Annotated in this window: 17 protein-coding genes; 11 read left to right on the forward strand and 6 right to left on the reverse strand. The window is 70.6% G+C overall.

From position 1 onward, the window contains the following. Positions 1–290 (forward strand): hypothetical protein (locus AC2W7M_RS02590; protein WP_486129803.1); only part of this gene is annotated, 290 nt, incomplete at its 5' end. A gap of 14 nt (positions 291–304) precedes the next feature. Here the strand turns inward: AC2W7M_RS02590 and AC2W7M_RS02595 are convergent. The 3 genes from AC2W7M_RS02595 to AC2W7M_RS02605 form a co-directional block, all read right to left on the reverse strand. Further along, a complete protein-coding gene (locus tag AC2W7M_RS02595) occupies positions 305–1,558 on the reverse strand; it encodes an ABC transporter substrate-binding protein (protein ID WP_486129805.1) in 1,254 nt (417 codons plus the stop codon). Between the two features lie 177 nt (positions 1,559–1,735). Further along, positions 1,736–2,500, reverse strand: a complete 765-nt coding sequence (locus tag AC2W7M_RS02600; protein WP_486129807.1) for an enoyl-CoA hydratase/isomerase family protein — start codon at positions 2,498–2,500, stop codon at positions 1,736–1,738. Between the two features lies 1 nt (position 2,501). Further along, positions 2,502–3,758: a CaiB/BaiF CoA transferase family protein gene (locus tag AC2W7M_RS02605; RefSeq protein WP_486129809.1), complete on the reverse strand. Its 1,257-nt coding sequence runs from the start codon at positions 3,756–3,758 to the stop codon at positions 2,502–2,504. 294 nt (positions 3,759–4,052) lie between these two features. Here AC2W7M_RS02605 and AC2W7M_RS02610 point away from each other — a divergent pair, with 294 nt between their 5' ends. From AC2W7M_RS02610 to AC2W7M_RS02650, 9 genes are all read left to right on the forward strand, one after another. Continuing rightward, complete coding sequence (locus AC2W7M_RS02610; RefSeq protein ID WP_486129811.1) at positions 4,053–5,996, forward strand: helix-turn-helix domain-containing protein; 1,944 nt, start codon at positions 4,053–4,055, stop codon at positions 5,994–5,996. A 45-nt stretch (positions 5,997–6,041) separates the two neighbouring features. Then, positions 6,042–7,385 carry a hydroxymethylglutaryl-CoA reductase, degradative gene (locus AC2W7M_RS02615; RefSeq protein WP_486129813.1) on the forward strand — a complete coding sequence of 448 codons (1,344 nt, stop codon included), beginning with the start codon at positions 6,042–6,044 and terminating at the stop codon, positions 7,383–7,385. 262 nt (positions 7,386–7,647) lie between these two features. Continuing rightward, positions 7,648–8,064: a PqqD family peptide modification chaperone gene (locus AC2W7M_RS02620; RefSeq protein ID WP_486129815.1), complete on the forward strand. Its 417-nt coding sequence runs from the start codon at positions 7,648–7,650 to the stop codon at positions 8,062–8,064. Positions 8,065–8,347: 283 nt separating this feature from the next. Then, positions 8,348–9,094: a hypothetical protein gene (locus AC2W7M_RS02625; protein WP_486129817.1), complete on the forward strand. Its 747-nt coding sequence runs from the start codon at positions 8,348–8,350 to the stop codon at positions 9,092–9,094. After that, positions 9,091–9,771, forward strand: coding sequence for a glycosyltransferase family 2 protein (locus AC2W7M_RS02630; protein WP_486129819.1), 681 nt, complete (start codon positions 9,091–9,093; stop codon positions 9,769–9,771). The genes AC2W7M_RS02625 and AC2W7M_RS02630 overlap by 4 nt, the downstream gene beginning before the upstream one ends. A gap of 99 nt (positions 9,772–9,870) precedes the next feature. Beyond that, complete coding sequence (locus AC2W7M_RS02635; protein ID WP_486129821.1) at positions 9,871–10,455, forward strand: glycosyltransferase family A protein; 585 nt, start codon at positions 9,871–9,873, stop codon at positions 10,453–10,455. Continuing rightward, positions 10,452–12,146 carry a nucleotidyltransferase family protein gene (locus AC2W7M_RS02640; RefSeq protein ID WP_486129823.1) on the forward strand — a complete coding sequence of 565 codons (1,695 nt, stop codon included), beginning with the start codon at positions 10,452–10,454 and terminating at the stop codon, positions 12,144–12,146. Before AC2W7M_RS02635 ends, AC2W7M_RS02640 begins: the two co-directional genes overlap by 4 nt. Next, the gene (locus AC2W7M_RS02645; protein WP_486129825.1) at positions 12,137–12,442 is read left to right on the forward strand and encodes a hypothetical protein; all 306 of its coding nucleotides are present in this window, start codon (positions 12,137–12,139) and stop codon (positions 12,440–12,442) included. Before AC2W7M_RS02640 ends, AC2W7M_RS02645 begins: the two co-directional genes overlap by 10 nt. A gap of 114 nt (positions 12,443–12,556) precedes the next feature. Then, a complete protein-coding gene (locus tag AC2W7M_RS02650) occupies positions 12,557–13,057 on the forward strand; it encodes a VOC family protein (protein WP_486129827.1) in 501 nt (166 codons plus the stop codon). Positions 13,058–13,072: 15 nt separating this feature from the next. On the opposite strand, the gene AC2W7M_RS02655 is transcribed toward AC2W7M_RS02650, so the two are convergent. From AC2W7M_RS02655 to AC2W7M_RS02665, 3 genes are all read right to left on the reverse strand, one after another. Further along, positions 13,073–13,987 carry an SDR family oxidoreductase gene (locus AC2W7M_RS02655; RefSeq protein WP_486129829.1) on the reverse strand — a complete coding sequence of 305 codons (915 nt, stop codon included), beginning with the start codon at positions 13,985–13,987 and terminating at the stop codon, positions 13,073–13,075. 84 nt (positions 13,988–14,071) lie between these two features. Then, entirely contained in the window at positions 14,072–14,542 is a 471-nt protein-coding gene (locus AC2W7M_RS02660) for a DUF2147 domain-containing protein (protein ID WP_486129831.1), read from the reverse strand. Positions 14,543–14,818: 276 nt separating this feature from the next. Continuing rightward, positions 14,819–15,742 carry an AraC family transcriptional regulator gene (locus AC2W7M_RS02665; protein ID WP_486129833.1) on the reverse strand — a complete coding sequence of 308 codons (924 nt, stop codon included), beginning with the start codon at positions 15,740–15,742 and terminating at the stop codon, positions 14,819–14,821. Between the two features lie 164 nt (positions 15,743–15,906). Here AC2W7M_RS02665 and AC2W7M_RS02670 point away from each other — a divergent pair, with 164 nt between their 5' ends. Next, positions 15,907–17,244: an MFS transporter gene (locus tag AC2W7M_RS02670; RefSeq protein WP_486129855.1), complete on the forward strand. Its 1,338-nt coding sequence runs from the start codon at positions 15,907–15,909 to the stop codon at positions 17,242–17,244. The last annotated feature ends 84 nt before the right edge of the window (positions 17,245–17,328 follow it).

The raw sequence follows: 17,328 nt of genomic DNA on the forward strand, positions 1-17,328 counted from the left end.
CCCGGCTGCGCGAGCGCCGGCGCAAGGAGGGGCTGGCGGCGGATGCCTCGACACCGATACGCTGGACCTCGCCGCCCTCTATGGGGCGGCCGCGCGCCGGACCCAGCCTCAGGCTGGTGTTCGGCGCCGACAATGCGGCCGACCGTGACGAGGCGCAGCGCATGGCGCAGGTGCCCGATGCCCTGCTTCTGCCGCTCGACGGCGTCGCCGCCCACGGCATCCTGCCCGACCTCGTGGCGCGCGGCGGCTTCGAGCCGCTGCTGGCCTGGCTGACGGGCGAGGACGCCTGAGGGCGCCGTTCGCCTTACTTCTTGACCAGCGGGCAGGTGGAGAGCGCGAGCGGCTGGAACGCCTGGTCGCCCGGAATGGTGGCGATCAGGTTGTAATAGTCCCACGGCCCCTTCGATTCCGAAGGCTTCTTCACCTGGAACAGGTACATGTCGTGGACCATGCGCCCGTCCACGCGGATCTTGCCGTTCTTGTAGAACACGTCGTTGACCGGGATCTCCCGCATCTTGCGCATCACCGCCTCGGTCTCGTCGGTGCCGGCGGCCTCCACGGCCTTGAGATAGTGCAGGGTCGCCGAATAGGTGCCGGTCTGGAGCATGTTCGGCATCGCCTTCATCTTCTCGAAGAAGCGCTGCGACCACTTGCGGGTCTCGTCGTTCATGTCCCAGTAGCTCGCCTCGGTGATGGTGAGGCCCTGCGCCTCCTTCAGGCCGAGGCCGTGAACGTCGTTGATGAAGCCGGCCAGCGTCGCCAGCTTCTGGCCGCCCTGGGTGATGCCGAACTGCGCCGCCTGCTTGATGGAGTTGATGGTGTCGCCGCCGGCATTGGCCAGCGCCACCACCTTGGCGCCGGAGCCCTGGGCCTGGAGCAGGGCCGAGGCGAAGTCGGTGGTGCCCACCGGCAGGCGCGTGCTGCCCACCACCTTGCCGCCATTGGCGGTCACCACATCGCCAGTGTCCTTCGCAAGGCTGTGGCCGAAGGCGTAGTCGGCGACGATGAAGTACCAGCTGTCATTGCCCTGCTTCACCAGCGCCGTGCCGGTGGAATGGGCGATGGCGTAGGAATCGTAGGCCCAGTGGATCACGTAGGGCCCGCAGGCGTCGTTGGTGATGCGGATCGAGCCCGGCGAGCTGAGCGCGATGATCTTCTTCTTGTCCTTCGCCACTTCGAGCGCGGCCAGGGCGGGCGAGGAGGAGGCGACGTCCAGGATCGCGTCCACATTCTCGGAATCGAACCAGCGGCGGGCGATGGCGCCGCCGATGTCGGCCTTGTTCTGGTGGTCGGCGAACACCACCTCGACCGGCTTGCCGAGCACCCTGCCGCCGAACTCTTCCACCGCCATCCGCGCCGCGGTGACGGCGCCCATGCCGGTGATGTCGGCATAGACGCCGGACATGTCCTCGATCAGCCCGATCTTCACCACGTCGTCGGACACCTTGGGCGCCTGCGCCTGCGCGGAGGCGGGAAAAGCCGCGGCCAACGCCAGCGGGGCGAGGGCGGCCGAGACGGCGAAAGCGTGGCGAAGGCGGGTCATCCGGCGCGTGTCCATGGGTCCATCCCTTTTGGCTTATTGTCGGCCGATGCAGGCGCGTCTCAGGGCGCAAGGCACGGCGGCGATTGCAGAAATCTTAGGGACTGCGGAACGTCCCATTCAATGTGCGAAAGCCACAGGGCGGGTGCCTTCCGGTATGGCGCGCCGACATTTCGCAGAGCCGCTGCCCCTGCGTCAGTCCCTGGCCCGCGCCGCCCGGTCGGCGAAGGCGGCAAGCCCGCGCCGCGCGTCCGCGCTGGTGAAGGTGCGCTGGCCGAGCACCGCCTCGCGGGCGAACGCCTCGTCCCACGGCGCATCCTGCAGCGTCAGCGCCGCTTCCTTGATGGTCTGGACGGCGGAAGGGCTCAGCGCCGCGATGCCGGCGGCGATCTCCTGCGCCCGTGCCTCCACCGCCTCCGGCGCCACCACCTGGTTGACGACGCCGAAGCGCACCATCTCGTCCGGCGAAAAGCGCCGGGCGGTGAGCATGATCTCCATGGCGTGGGCGTAGCCGATCTGCCGCACGAGGCGCACCAGCGTGCCGCCCGCCGGCACGAAGCCGTGCACCGGCTCGGGCAATTGGAACACCGCGTCGGTCGAGGCGATGCGGATGTCGCTCGCCAGCATGATCTCGAATCCGCCGCCGATGCACAGGCCGCGCACCGCGCAGACGAGCGGCTTGTAAAAGCGCTGGCCCTTGAGATGGGCGGGGTCCCAGGCGCTGATGTCGAATGCGCCGCTGGCGAGCGCCGGGATCGATTCGGTGAGGTCGGCGCCGACGCAGAAGGCGCGCTCTCCGGCGCCGGTGAGCACCACGGCGTTCACCGCGTCGTCGTCCCGCGCCTCTGCGAATGCCGCGCCCAGGTCCGCGTACATCTGGAGCGACAGCGCGTTGAGCTTCTCCGGACGGGCGATGCGGATGGTGGCGACGGCGCCGTCTCTGGTGAGTTCGATCGCCACGTCAGATCACCCCTTCGTCCGCGAGCCGCGCCAGATCCTCGGCCGAGAGGCCGGCGAGGCGGCCATAGACCAGGGCATTGTGCTCGCCCACGTCCGGCGCCTTGGCGAAGGTGTTGGCGGGGGTGGCGGAGAGCTTCACCGGCTGGCCGAACATGCGCACCATCTGCGCCCCCAGCGGCACGCTGACGATCATGTCCCGCGCCGCGATGTGCGGGTCCTCCACCACCTCGGCGATGGTCTTGATGGCGCTGAGGGGAATGGTGTCGCCCGCCATCTCCTCCAGCTCGGCCTTGGTGTAGGCGGAGAACCAGCGCTCCAGGATCGGCCGCACGCGGGTCTCGGCCACCACCGGGTCGAACCGCTTCTCCATGGTGTCGATGGCCGGGTCGTCGGCGACCTCGGGCGCGCCGAACAGCTGGCAGGTCAGGCGCCAGAACTTGTCCGTATAGCCGCCGAAGAAGACGTAGCCGTCCTTGCACGGGAACTGGCCGTAGGGTCGCACGAAGGGGTGCTCGCTGCCGAGCGGGGAGGCGACCTCGCCCTTGGTGGTGTAGCGCACCACCGCATTCTCGGTGAGGCTGAGCACCGAATCCTGCTGCGAGACGTCCACCACCTGGCCGGCGCCGCCGCGCTCCACCACCCGCAGCGCCGCCAGCGTGCCGATGGCTGCGTAGAGCGAGGCGGCGAGGTCGCCGATGATGGTGCCCACCCTGACCGGCGGGCGGTCGGCATAACCGTTCATGGACCAGAGCCCGCCCGCCGCCTGGCCGGTATTGTCGAAGGCGGGGCGGGAGGAGTTCGGCCCGGTGCGCCCGAAGCCGCTGATGGCGGTGTAGACCAGCCTCGGATTCTCTTGCCGCAGCACCTCGTAGCCGAGGCCGAGCTTTTCCATGGTGCCGGGACGGAAATTCTCCACCAGCACATCCACCTCGCGCACCAGGCGCTTCAGCAGCGCCTTGCCCTCGGCGGTCTTCATGTTCAGCGAGATGCCGAGCTTGTTGCGGTTGTACTGGCTGAAGAAGGCGCTCAGCCCGGCCGCCTCCTCGCCCACGAAGGGCGGGAAGGTGCGGGCATAATCGGGGTCGTCCGGATGCTCCACCTTGACGACGGTGGCGCCGAGATCGGCCAGCAGCATGGCGCAATAGGGGCCGGCGACGACGCGGGTGATGTCCAGAACCTTCACCCCCGCGAGCGGCCCGTCTGGCGCCGATCCCGCAGCCTGACCCAGCGCCGCCGCGGCGGGAACCTCGATCGCCATGCCTTCCTCCCTTATTGACCTTGTTGGCTGCGGACCGGACCGGCCCGCCGCAGGTTTCACCACGAACGCCCCGCTTTCGATAGCTGGCTCGGTGCCGGCCAAGCCGGCGCCACGGCGTCCGGCTGCCCGTCGCCGCCGGCAGTGTGGGATGGCAGGGAGGGGCAAGAAATATATGCAGGCGACATTCCTATAGGCGGTTTATGTGCGATAGCTCCATTTACGTGCCGGCAAACCGTGCGACAGTCGCGCAGCGCGCGCGGCCCGCCGGCCGAAGACGACGCAAGGGAGGATGGCGTGGGCGTCCCACTCACCACCAAGGTCACGGGGCCCGACACGGCCGGCGATCCCACCGCGCCCTACCGGCGCCTGCTGCGCCTGCTCAGCGACAATGCCCCCATGTCGAGCTTCGACCGGCTGGCGGAGGAGATTGCCAGCGGCCCCGGCGCGGCGGACGCCGCGGACCTGCGCGCCGACATCGCCGTCGCCGCGCGCCTGCGCGACACGGCGGAGCAGAAGCGCAAGCGCGAGGGCGAACTGACCGCGCTCTACGAGACCGCGCGGGATCTGGCGGGCCTGCGCGATACCGACCAGGTCCTGCGCGCCATCGTCCAGCGCGCCAAGCAGCTGGCGGGCAGCGATATCGCCTATCTTTCGGCGGCGGACGAGGAGCACGGCGATTTCTATGTCCGGGCGACCGAAGGCGTGATTTCGCGGGATTTCGCCACCATCCGGGTGCCGCGGAACATCGGCGTGTGCGGCAGCGTCGCAAAAAGCCGCAGTCCGTTCCAGTCGAGCAACTACCCCGCCGATACCCAGTTCGACCACGACCGCGGCATCGACCGCGCGACCGCGGGCGAAGGCATCGTCTCCATCCTCGGGGTGCCGCTGGCGCTGGAGACGCAGGTGATCGGCGTGCTGTTCGTCGGCGACCGCTATGCCAGGTCCTACACGCCGCACGAGATCGCCGTGCTCTCCTCGCTCGCAACCTTCGCGGCCTTGGCCATAGAGAATGCGCGCCTTCTGGAGGAGGCGCAGCGCGCCTTGAGGATGGCACGGCAGGCCAATGCGGCGCTCCAGGCGAAGGCCGAGGACGTGGAGGAGGCCGCGATCGCCCACGAGCAGCTCACCGAGCTGATCGCCCGCGGCGGCTCGCTGGAGGACCTGACCCGGCGCGTCTCCAACCTGCTGAGGGGCGAGGCCTGCATGCTGGACGACCGCCGGCGCCTCACCTGCGGCCAGCCGCCGGCCCAGCTTGCCGACGAGGACATCGCCAAGGCGATCCGCGACAGCGCCGTGCTCGGCCGCTCGGTGCCGCTCCAGGGAACCGACGGCGCCGTCACCCGGGTGGCGGCGGTGATGGGCGGCTCGGCGCGGCTCGGCGCGCTGCTGCTGACGCGGCCGAAGGAGCTTTCGGAATCCGAGATCCGCACGCTGGAGCGCAGCGCCCTGGTCTCCGGCATCGTCCTGATGTCGCTGGAGCGGGTGGCCCAGGCCACCTACCGCACCGTCGCCGACATCGTCGCCGCTTTGCTGCGCGGCGCCACCGATCCGTTCTCGCCGGAATGCGCGCGCCAGCTGCCGAGCGGGGTCTCGCTGTCGTGGCCGATCACGCTGCTGCTGGTGGATGCAGGCGAGGTGCCCGCCACCCGCATCTCCTCGGCCGTGCGCTCGGCGCTCAGCGCGCGCGACACCATCCTCGCCGAATTCAACGGCGACGTGGTGATCGTCACCAGCGCGGGCGACCCGTCCGGCCTCGCCGACCGGGTCTGCGAGGTGCTGGACGAGGCATTCCAGAGCCGCTTCAGCATCGTCATCTCGGCGCCCATTCCCGCGCTGGAGGGGGTTCCGGTCGCCTATCAGGCGCTGCGCCGCGCCTGCGGGCTGATGGTCACGCTCGGCCAGCGCGGGCGGATCGTCTTCGAGAAGACGCTGTCCATCTATGCCCTGCTGTTCGAGCGCAAGGGCGAGGACGCGATCGAGCAGTTCGTGATGTCGGCGGTGGGGCCGATCGTCGCCCACGACCGCCGGCGCAAGAGCCGGCTTGCGGCGACGCTGCTCGCCTTCATGGACAACGGCCACAGCCTGCAGAAGGCGGCCGCCGCCATGGGCATCCACGTCAACACCATGCGCCAGCGGCTGGAGAGCATCGGCGAGATCGCCCCGGGCTGGAACGAGGCCGGACGCACCCTCGACATCCACCTGGCGCTGCGCCTGCACGCCATCGGACGGGGTGGGTGACGGCGGCCCCGGTGTCGAAAACCCACGCAGGCGCTCCGTGCGGGTGTGAGCCGGCCACATTGTTTGCGGGCGAGGGCACCCCTTAGGCTTCCGCGCAATCGCCAAGCCCCGGGAGGCCGAAACATGACCGTCAACAGCCGCATTCCGCAGTTCTACAAGCTTTCGCCTGCGGAACGCCTGAAGACGGTGCTCGAAACCTGCGGCCTCAAGGACGAGGAGCTGACCCGCATCGGCCGCACCGACGCTGAGATGCTCTCCATCGCCGACCACATGATCGAGAACGTGGTCGCCACCCTGCCGATCCCGCTCGGCATCGCCGCCAACTTCACCGTCAACGGCCGGGACTATCTCGTGCCCATGGCCACCGAGGAACCGTCGGTGGTCGCCGCCGCCAGCAACATGGCGGGTGTCGCGCGGCTGAAGGGCGGCTTCACCACCTCCAGCAGCCAGCCGATCATGATCGCCCAGGTCCAGGTGGTGGACGTCAAGGACCCGTTCGGGGCGCGCCTGCGCCTGTTCGAGCGCCGGCAGGACCTGCTCGACCTTGCCAATGCCCAGGATGCCTTCCTGGTGAAGGTGGGCGGCGGCGCCAAGGACATCCAGGTGCGCATCGTCGAGGCCGGCGCGCGGACCTTCGTGGTGCTGCACCTCATCGTCGACGTGCGCGACGCCATGGGCGCCAATGCGGTGAACACCATGGCGGAGGCGCTGGCGCCGCTGGTGGCCGACATCACCGGCGGCCGCGTGCGGCTGCGCATCCTGTCCAACAAGGCCGACATGCGGCTCGCCCGCGTGCGCGCCACCTATGACCGCGACGCGCTGGGCGGCGCCGACGTGGTGGACGGCATCCTCGATGCCTATGCCTTCGCCGCGGCCGACCCCTACCGCGCCGCGACCCACAACAAGGGCATCATGAACGGCGTCACCGCCGTGGTGCTTGCCACTGGAAACGATACGCGGGCGGTGGAGGCCGGCGCCCATTCCCATGCTGCCGCGGGCGGGCGCTACACTTCGCTCTCGCACTATGAGAAGGATGCCGACGGCAATCTGGTCGGCACCATGGAGATGCCCATGGCGGTGGGCCTGGTGGGCGGCGCCACCAAGACCCACCCGGTGGCGCAGGCGGCGGTGAAGCTGCTCGGCGTGACCAGCGCCAGCGAGCTCGCCGAGATCATCGTCGCGGTGGGGCTGGCGCAGAATACCGGCGCGCTGCGGGCGCTGGCGGCCGAAGGCATCCAGAAGGGCCACATGTCGCTGCATGCGCGCAACATCGCGGTGACGGCCGGCGCCAAGGGCGACGAGATCGAGGCCGTCACGGCACGCCTCAAGGCCGGCGGCAAGGTGCGCCTCGACACGGCGCTGGAAATCCTCGCCGAACTGCGCGGCTGAGCCGAGCCGGCGAAGTCTCTCTCCCTTTCGGGCGTGCAAAACTCATGGCGGTCCATTGGAGCCGCCGGCGCCGGCGCGGCCATGCGCTGCTCCCCTCACGCAACATGCCGTAACGTAATAAGAAAGTGTGCATTTGCGCGCGCGCTGTCCTGCGCTAGCTTGCAGGGTGGACGGGTGCACGCAATTGACAAGCCAAGCTTGCAGGGATACCTGAATTGCGAAGCTATTAGCCGTCTCAAAACATATACTTAGGAGATTTCGGGTGCTCGATCGCGTGTTTCGCCCGGCGGGCCCCGGCATCATCTTCAAGGATTTCGGGGACGAGATGGTGGTCGCCAATCTCGACACCGGCCTGTTCTACAGCCTCGGCGGCTCCGCGCCGGTCCTTTGGGAGAAGCTCTCCGCCGGCCACACGGGACGCCAGATCGCGGCCGCCTTCAGCGGCGATGCGGCGGGCATCGAGGCGGCCATCGGCGCGCTGATCGCGCAGTTCCAGGCCGATGGGCTGCTGGAGATTGCGGAGGGCTTGGAGGCTTCCGCGGCGGCGCTGGCATGCGGCCCCTTCGAGGCGCCGTCCGTGGAGCGGTTCGACGACCTCCAGGGCCTTCTGCTGGTCGATCCGATCCACGACGTCGCAGAGGCCGGCTGGCCGGTGATGCCCGGCGCGCCGGCCGCCTGACCCCCATGGACTGCGCCGTTCGCCGCGCCATTGCGGAGACGACGGCCGGCATCGGCCGTGCTCCCCGCATTGCGCAGGGCATCGCGGCGGCCGCCGGGCCGCTGCGCCTGCGCATCGATTTCGCAACGCCCGAGCTTGCGCCGCGTTCAGCCCCGCATTCGCGGGCGCGACCTCGGCGGCCGGCGATCCCGGGGATGACGCGGACGTCTGGCAGATCACGGTCGCGAGCGGCAGCGGCGGCACGCCGGCTCCCGCTCTGGTGCCGGCGGAGCGGGGCGGCGACATGCGCCTCGGTGCCGGGGCTGAGGCCTATGTGCTGTGGATGGGCCGCCATGCGCCCACGCTCTATGCCGTGGACCTGGAACGCCGCCAGGCGCTCTATTGGGTGGAGGACGCGGCGGCGATCCCCGCCTGGGAGCGCTCGCGCCCCTTCCTGCCGATCCTCCAGGTGATGCTGGACGCCACGCCCTGGATCGCGGTGCACGCCGCCGCCATCGCGCGGGACGGCGGCGCCGTGATGCTCACCGGCCCCGGCCGCGCCGGCAAGACGACGCTCGCGCTGGCGGCGCTCAAGGCCGGCTGGCGCTATAGCGGCGACGATTACGTGCTGCTGCGCACCGACGTGCCCGAAGTGGCGCCGCTGTTCGCCACGGCGCGGCTGCGCGACGACATGGCGGCGCGCTTTCCCTGGATCGGCACGGTGCTGCGCGAGGTCTCGCAGGAACTGGGCGAGCGGCGCCACGAACTGGTGCTCGGCGGGCAGGGGGGCGGCGGCGTCATCGGCGGGGCCGACCTGAAGGCGGTGCTGCTGCTCGACCGGCGCGGCGCCGAGGCGCCGCAGTTCGGGCCGGCCACCCGCACCGCGGTGCTCTCCACCCTGATGGCCAACACCCTGGTGGCGACGCCCGGCTACGAGGCCGCGCGCACGGCCAAGGTGATGCGCCTTCTGGCGATGCTGCGCCCGCGCCGCTTCGATCCCGGCGCGGACTTCGGCCCGGCCCTCGACGCGCTGGCCGGGGAACTGGCATGAGCGGCGCGTCCATCAGCGCCATCGTGCCGGTCCATAACGGCGCGGCCCTCATCGCCGAGGCGCTCGCGAGCATCCGCACCCAGAGCGTGCCGGTCGGCGAGGTCATCGTCGTCGATGACGGCTCGGACGACGGCACCGCCGAGATCGTCGCCAAGGCCGATCCGGCGGCGATCCTGATCCGCACCGCGCGCGGCGGCCCGGCGGCGGCGCGCAACTTCGGTGTCGCCCGCGCCACGGGCGAATGGCTCGCCTTCCTCGACCACGACGATCTCTGGCCGCCGGAGCGCACCGCCGCGCTTCTCGCCGCGGTCGAGCGGGCGCCGGACACCGACTATGCCTATGGCCGCTTCCGCCTGGAAGAGATGGCGGGGGCCGTTCCCGACCCGCGCCTGCGGCAGGCGGACGGTACGGCGGTGCCCTTCCTGCTGCACGCGTCGCTGATCCGGCGGCGTCTGTGGCAGTCGCTGGGCGGGCTCGACCCCGCGGCCGACCGGGCCGAGGACCTCGATTTCTATCTCCGCGTGCGGGATGCCGGCGCGGTCCTGACCCAGGTCGATGCGGTGACGCTGGTCTACCGCCAGCATGGCGGCAACCGCTCGCGTGCGGCGGCGCTCGGGCAGGCGCCCATGCTGGAAGCCATGTGGTCCGCCATCCGCCGCCGCCGCAGCGGGGGCTGAACCCATGCGCGTCTCGGTGCTCATCGCCTGCTGGAATGCGCAAGCCTATATCGGCGAGGCGATCCGCTCGGCCCTGGACCAGGACCCGGCGCGGCCGAGGTGATCGTGGTCGACGACGGCTCCACCGACGCCAGCGCGGCGGTCGCCGGGGCGATCGACGGCGTCACGCTGCTGCGTCAGCCGAACCAGGGGGTCGGCGCCGCGCTCAATGCCGCCGCCGCCCAGGCCAGCGGCGATGTGCTCGCCTTCCTCGATGCGGACGACCTCTGGTGCCCCGGCAAGCTCCGCGTGCAGACCGCCGCGCTCGCGGCGGAGCCGGAGCTGGACGCCGTCTTCGGCCACATGACCCCCTTCGCGAGCCCCGATCTGCCCGATCACGAGCGGACCGGCCTGCGCATCGGCACCGCGGCGGAGCCCGGCTTCCTGAAGGGCACCATGCTGCTGCGACGCGCCGCGTTCGACCGGCTGGGCGCGTTCGACGAAACCCGGCTGTTCGCCGACTTCGTCGCCTGGTACGCCCAGGCCTGCATCGCGGGGTTCCGTTGGCGTATGCTCGACGATCTCGTCCTGCTGCGGCGCATCCATGGCGCCAACATGGGACGGCGCGAGCGGCCCCGGCAGCGCGAGGACTATCTGCGCATCATGAAGGCGCTCATCGACGCCAAGCGCGGAGCCCGCCCGTGACGCAGGCCCTCGGCCTCACGCAGAGGGAGCGGAACCTCCTCGTCGCCTGCCTCGGCAGCGGCGATGCCGCGCGCGACGCCTTCGCCGCCTGGCGCCCGTTCGCCAACCCCGCCGACATGCACGGCCGCGAATTGCGGCTGATGCCGCTGCTGCTGGCGAACCTGCGGCGCGCGGGGATCGACGATCCGATCCTGCCCTGGCTCAAGGGCCAGGCGAAGCTGATCTGGCTCACCGGCATGATGCGCCAGCGGGCGCTTGCCCGCGCGCTGGACGCGCTCGGTGCCGCCCATATTCCGGTGATGCTCATCAAGGGCGCGGCGCTGCTGGTGCGCTGGCCGAAGGCGGTAGAGACCCGCCCCATGGGCGACTTCGACCTGCTGGTGCCGCCCGAACAGGCGCGCGCGGCGCTCGATGCGCTGATCGGCGCGGGCTGGACCGGCGCGCGCGGATCGCAGATTTCCGACGACGACCTCGACCGGTTCCACGCCGTCGGCCTCATCTCCGTCGGCGCCGACGGCTCCACGCGTGGCGGGACGCAGATCGACCTGCACTGGCGCGCGGCGGAGGCCATCGCCGATCCGCGCCACACCGAAGGGCTGTGGACGCGCGCCGTCGCGGCGCGGTTCGACGGCCGGCCGGTGGCGGTGAGCGGCCTCGCCGACCACCTGTTCGTGCTGCTGGCGCATGCCTTCCACGACACCGTCATGCAGCGCTACGACTGGGTGGCGGAGGCGGCGCTGCTGCTGGAGGCCGGCGCGCCGGATGCGTGGGACTGGCCGCTGTTCCATGACCTCTGCCGCCGCTACGGGCTTGAAGCCTGGGCCGGCGCGGCGCTGCGGGAGGTCGCGGCGATCACCGACCGCCCGCTGCCCGATGGGGCCGATTGTGCGGACGAAGTGGTCGCAGCCCTCAGATCCCGTCCACCGTCCAGCGACGCCGAGGCGGCCGCCGATCAGGCCCTTGCGTCCCTGGACCTCGCGCTGGAACGGGTGAAGGCGCTGGTCGCCGATCCATCGCGCCTTGCCGCACTCGGCTATGAGGCCATCGATCTGTGCCGCACCGGCGTCGGCGCCTCCATGGTGGACGGCTGGTCGGTCCCGGCGGGGGATGGGCGCTGGAGCGAGAGCGGCTCCGCCATACTCGCCTTCCGCGCCCCGCGATCGGCGATCGGCGAGACGGTCGCGCTGCGCCTGTGGCTGCAGCCCTACCTCGCCGCGGAGATCCCGCGGCTCGATGCCCGCGCATGGGCCGGCGCCGACGTGGCGCACTGGTCCTTCGTCGCGAGCGACAGGGACGGCGGTTCCCGGACTGTCGCGGGCCGGGTGCTCGATTGGGACGGCGTCCCCGTGGTCGTCGTCGCCATCCGCTTCGATGCGCTGATGAGCGGCGCAGAGCGGCGCCGCCTGGGCCTCGACCATCGCCGCATCGGCCTGCTCCTGAGCCAGATGGCCATGACGTGCCCGCAGGCGGCGCCGGTGATCGACACCAGGCTGGCGCTTAGGGAACCGGGCGCCGAGCTCGTTGCCTGGTCCGGCTGGGGCGTCGCCGGCGAGCGCGGCCGCTGGACCGTGGGGAGGAAGCGGTGCTGCACTTCCGCCTGCCCGCGGGCACGGGGGTGCGCGCCATCCGCCTCGACGTGCCGATGGTGTTCTGCGCGGCCGGGGTCAGGCAGGCGATCACCGTGGCCGTGAACGGCGCGGCGTGCCGGGACATCGTCCTCCCGCGCAAGGCGAGCCCGGTTCAGGCGGGCAGTTTCCGGGGCGCGACGTTCGACGTCGAGCTGCCGGAAGGCATCGCGGGCGGCACGTTCGTGGAGATGCGCCTGCGCATCGCCCATCCCACGGTGCCGGCGGACCACTGCCGCTCCGCGGACACCCGCCGCGTGGGCGCGCTGGTGGCCGCGATCTCCCTCGTGCGCGGCCCTCGCTGGGGCGTGAAAGCCTTGGCCGACCGCCTGTCCTCGATCTGGCGCCAGCGGCGGGGATGAGCGGTCTGCGGCCGGCATGGTGCGCGGAGATAGGAAGATAAAGAGCGCAGGCGCTGTCGGCCCGGCACGATCCGGCGCGTCCTCGGGGCGACGCATCGACCCTTGAGGAAGACCATGTCCACCACTGCCCAAGCCCCTGCCGTCGCCAAGAACACCATCTGCCTCTGGTTCGAGCGGGACGCGGAGGCGGCGGCGCGCTTCTACACCGCCACCTTCCCGGACAGCGTGATGGGGGCGGTGCATCGCGCGCCGAGCGACTATCCCTCCGGCAAGGCGGGCGACGTGCTCACCGTCCAGTTCACCGTCGCCGGCATCCCCTGCCTCGGCCTCAATGGCGGTCCGGCGTTCCGGCACAGCGAGGCGTTCTCGTTTCAGATCGCCACCGACGACCAGGCGGAGACCGACCGCTACTGGAACGCCATCGTCAACAATGGCGGTCAGGAGAGCGCCTGCGGCTGGTGCCGCGACCGGTGGGGCATCTCCTGGCAGATCACCCCGCGCGTGCTGACCGAGGCCATGATGGCGGGCGGCGCCGAGGCGAAGCGCGCGTTCGAGGCCATGATGACCATGCGCAAGATCGACGTCGCCGCCATCGCCGCAGCCCGGCGCGGCTGACCGCGTGGCGCCGGTTCAGGGGAAGGCCACCCCGGCCAGATCCTGCGACACCTCCCACAGCCGCGCGGCGACGGCGCCGTCCAGAGCCTGCGGGGGCGGGGGCTCCTCGATGGGGTAGCCGCGCGTTCCGGCGAGCCGGTGGGGTCCGTAATGGCCGCCGTCCCGTGCCGCCGGCTCGGTGGCTGCGAAGAGCGTGGGCAAGGCGCCCTGCCATGCCGGCTGAAACAGGAACGGCAGGCGACGGCGAATGCCCAGCCGCAGGCTGCCGGGCGGCGCGGAATTGGCAATCAAATCGGTGCGCGTCAGGCCGGGATGGGCGGCGAGGCTCGCCACGCCCCATCCCGCCGCTCCGCTGCGCCGGCTGAGCTCGAAGGCGAACATGATGCAGGCGAGCTTCGATTGGGCATAAAGGGCGAACGTCTTGTAGGCCTTCCTGCCCTGGAGGTCGTCGAAGTCGATCCTGCCGCCGCGGGCGGCGATGCTGCCGAGCGTGACGACGCGCGGGCTCGGGCTCTTCCTCAGCAGCGGCAGAAGATGAGCGGTGAGGGCAAAATGGCCGAGATAATTCGTGCCGAACTGCAGTTCGAACCCGTCGCGGGTCTCGCCCCGCACCGGCGGGGTCATGACGGCCGCATTGTTGATGAGCAGGTCCAGCCTCTCCTCGTCGGCCGCGAGTCGCGCGCCGAAGGCGGCGACCGACTCGAGGCTCGCAAGGTCCATCGCGGCGAAGCGGACTTGGGCGTCCGGAACCTCTGCCTTGATGGTGGCGACGGCGCGGGCGCCCTTGGCGGGATTGCGCCCGGCGATCACCACCCGGGCGCCGGCGCGGGCGAGGGCCAGCGCGTCCTCGTATCCGAGGCCGCCGGTCCCAGTGACGACGGCGGTGCGGCCGTGCTGGGGCGGGATGTCCTTGGTGGTCCAGTGGGTCATGGATCCTCGTGCCTTCCGGCCGCGGGAGCGCGCTGACGCATGCTCCAGCGGGTTGCCTATTTCTGCGGGTGGGAGGGGCCGGCCTCAGCGGGTGCGCTGGAGAACCACGGTCTGGCCGAGCAGGGGCGTGCCCATATAGCCGCGCAGTTCCATCTTCCCGCCCGTCAGCGTCACCTGAGCGGACAGGGTCCGGCCCGACGAGGCGTCGTAGATGGCGCCGTCGTCCCAGCGGCCCTCGGCGGCGTTCCATTTGAGGTTGCTCAGGAACACGATGCCCTGGAGCGAGCGCTCCCGGAGCGCGGGATCCGGGTTGAGAGTATCCTTCTTGAACGTCTGCCCGTCAGCCTCCATCAGGCGGGCGCCATGGATGACGCGGCCGGCATAGGTGCCGCCCGCATCGAACATTTCGAGCTTGAGGTTGCGGTTCTCCGTCTCCCAGACGCCGACGATCTCGCCGGGGGCGGCGGCCTGTGCCAGCGCGCCGGCGAGCGGCAGGCCAGAGAGCCCCGCCGCGAGCGCGGCGGCCAGCAGGCGGGTCTGTGCGGACTTGAGCATCGTGCATTCCTTTCCGACAGCCGGGGCACGGCAACCGGCGGGCATCCCCTGTCTCCCGCCCCGCGGAAGGGGTGACGCTCCGGTCCGGTCCCTCGACCTTGCGCCGCGACGCTACGCGGCGGCCGCCGGGAGGCGAATGTCGGAAAGCGGAAACAATTTGCCTGATCCTGCAAATCGCGAGGGCCGAGCGGGGGCAGGGGCATGGCCCCGCCCGGCCGGGCACGGGCACGGCGGCGGGCACTCCGTTCGGCGCCGGCGGTCACTGCGGTGTGGGCTCTAGGCGGTCGGCAGTTCGCGACCGGTCAGCGATCGATACAGGCGATGCTGGTTCATCACGTCGCGCTTGGGCGCCACGCCAAACGTGCGGGAATATTCCCGGCTGAACTGCGAGGCGCTCTCGTAGCCGACCTGGTAGGCGGCTTCGGCGACGGTGGCGGCGGCGGAGATCATCAGGCGCCGCGCCTCCAGCAGCCGGAGCTGCTTTTGGTACTGCAGCGGCGACATGGAGGTCAGCGCCTTGAAATGCTGGTGGAACGACGAGGCGCTCATGCGCGCCGCCTCGGCCAGCTGCTCCACCCGCAGCGTCTGCGTGAAATTGGCCCGCAGCAGCTGGATCGCCTTGGCCACCCGCTCGGTGCTCGATTCCGGCAGGGCCAGCTTGCAGAGCTCGCCGCCGTACGGGCCGCTCAGCAGCCAGTAGTAGATTTCGCGCATGACGGAGGGATAGAGGATCGGGACGGATTTCGGGTTGTCCGCCATCCGCACGAGGCGCTGGACGCAGTCGGACAGCGGCGCATCCACGTCGGCCACGAACACGCAGGGCTTGGCGCTGCCCGGGGCCGGGGAGAGCCCGTCCATCTCGCGCAAGACCTCGTGGATCACCGCCACGTCGAAATCGATGGTGACGCCGAGAAACGGCTCGTCGGGCGCCGCCTGCACGATCCGGCCGCTCGCCGGCAGCTCCATGCTCACCACCAGGCACTGCATCTCGCCATAGTCCAGCGTGTGCTCGCCGAAGAGGATCTGCTTGGCGCCCTTCAGCACGATGCAGAGGGAGGGCCGGTAGATCTTCCGGTGCGGCATCATCTCCTGGAACGAGCGGATGACGTTGACGCCCTCCATGGCGGTGGGAAAAAGGCCCTGGCCGCCGCCCTTGCTCTCGACATAGGCGGTGACGGTCTCAACAAGCGATGTTGACACGCTGCGCTCCTGCTTGGCTCGCGGCCAGCGCTCCCCGTGCCCCGCGGGATCTACCCTAACGTCATTTGTAGGATCGGGCAATTTTATTGAGGTTTCCGGCATTCGGATCCGTCCTCGCTCCACCTAGCTTGATGCTGCCAACCCAAGCCCGGAGCGTTTCCAGTATGACAGAAGTCTCGGCCGGATCAATTGGTAAAAATGCAAGTGCCGATCCTTTATTCATTCCGGAGCGGGATGAATACGTGGATGGCTGGCGCGTTGTTGTTCTGCTGGGCGCTCTATTTCTGGTCAGCGCCATTTCCCAGGTCGACCGGATCATGCCATTCATCATGGCGGAAGCGATCAAGGCCGACCTCGGCTTGAGCGACACGCAGATCGGCCTGCTCACGGGCGTGGCCTTCGCGGTCTGCTATTCCCTCCTGTCGCTGCCGCTCGCCCGCGTGGCCGACCGCGGCTCGCCGCGGCTCGTCCTGGTCGCCTGCATTTTCGGCTGGAGCGCCATGACCGCATTCGGCGGTCTGGCCGCGAGCTTCCTCCTGCTGGGCCTCTCGCGGTTCGGCGTCGCCTTCGGCGAAGCCGGCGCGACGCCGGCGGGACATGCCATCATCGCGCGCCGCATCAGGCCCGAGCGCCGCGGCCTGGCCATCGGCCTGTTCGCGCTCGGCATTCCGCTCGGGACCATGGTGGGCTTTGCCGCCGGCGGCGCCATCACGCGATGCCTCGGCTGGCGCACCGCCTTTATCGGCGCCGGCATCATCGGTGCCGGCATCGGCGTCCTCGCCTTCGCCGCCGTCGGGCCGACGCCGCCGCTGGCGGCGCCCGGCGCGGGCCGCGAGTCCTTCGTGCGCTCGAGTCTTGGTCTGCTGTCGTCGGAAGGCTTCCGCTGGCTGTTCATCGGCGCCATCCTCGCCAGCTTCGCCGCCGGGCCGTTCTATGCCTTCGCCGCGCCCTTTCTGATCCGCACCCACGGCTTCAGCGCCGGCGAGGCGGGGCTCGCCTTCGGGCTGCTGCAGGGGCTGATGGGCATCCTCGGCGCGCTGGTGGGCGGGCGCGGCTTCGATCGCGCGGTGGCTTCCGGCTCCGGCCGCGTGCTCGGGCCGCCCGGCATCCTGTTCCTGATCGCCAGCATCAGCGCGGCCGGAGCGTGGTTCGCCCCGGTGGGATGGGTATCCGTCCTGCTGATGGTGCCGACCATGCTGTCCTTCTCCTTCATGCTGCCCTGGGGCTTCGGCACCGCTCACCTTCTGGCCGGCAAGGGGCGCGAAGGCATGGCGACGAGCCTCGTGATGGTCGGCTCCGGACTGCTCGGCCCCGCGATCGGCCCGCTGGTCGTCGGCCTCGTCAGCGATGCCGCGACTGCGGCCGACCTGCCCAACGGGCTGGCGCTGGGACTCCTGATCGTGCCGATCGCGAGCCTTTTGACGGGCGCGGCGCTGCTGATCGCCAACCGCCGTGTGGCGGCAGTGCTCCGGCAGGGCCGGTCACGCACGATCCGCGCTTGACGGGATCGGATCAGGGAATATCGCCCCGTTCCCGCTGATCCGATGGCGGCCGCCGGATGCCGGAAGGCGATGGCGGCCAGAGCG

The organism is Xanthobacter sp. BG11Y11_SDJG, assembly GCF_057364445.1.